The sequence below is a fragment of the Psychrobacter sp. 1U2 genome (assembly GCF_051847575.1).
Genome location: NZ_JBPYDC010001520.1, coordinates 1 through 583 on the forward strand (window position 1 = coordinate 1; position 583 = coordinate 583).

A 583-nucleotide genomic window follows, 5' to 3' on the forward strand; every position below is an offset into this window, starting at 1 on the left:
GTACGAAAACCATACTCAGACAACGCCCAAGGCGCATGCTCACGGCTAGAGCCACAGCCAAAATTCTTGCGGGCAAGTAAAATAACGGCATCTTGATAGCGTGGCTGATTTAGTACAAACTCTGGATTTATTGGACGCGTGCTGTTGTCCTGACCTGGGTAGCCTTCATCTAAATAACGCCAGTCATCGAATAAGTTGACGCCAAAACCAGTACGCTTAATAGACTTCAAAAACTGTTTAGGGATAATTTGATCGGTATCGACGTTTGCGCGATCTAGCGGACAGACGATACCCGTTTGAGTATTATAAGCTTGCATAATAGTTCCTATCGTATTCTCAGTAGTGTTGGTAGATACTGATTGGCAAAATCAACCCATGATGTATTATCGACATAAATAAATAGTTTTATACAATCAGTATCAGACGCGTTGTGACGGATGCGCAGCTTAAACAACGCAATTGTCTATCAACTAAAAAGTACGTACATCCACAAAGTGACCAGCCAATGCAGCGGCGGCGGCCATCGCAGGACTGACCAAATGCGTACGTCCGCCAGTACCTTGACGACCTTCAAAGTTACGGT

General features: G+C 44.6%; 2 protein-coding genes. Both read right to left on the minus strand.

Going from position 1 to position 583, the window contains the following annotated elements; genetic code table 11:
• On the minus strand, positions 1–317 hold a 317-nt coding region (gene leuD / locus ACS8FD_RS22960; protein WP_439277556.1), incomplete at its 3' end, for a 3-isopropylmalate dehydratase small subunit.
• A 153-nt stretch (positions 318–470) separates the two neighbouring features.
• The coding region (locus tag ACS8FD_RS22965; protein ID WP_439277557.1) for an aconitase family protein at positions 471–583 on the minus strand (113 nt) is incomplete at its 5' end.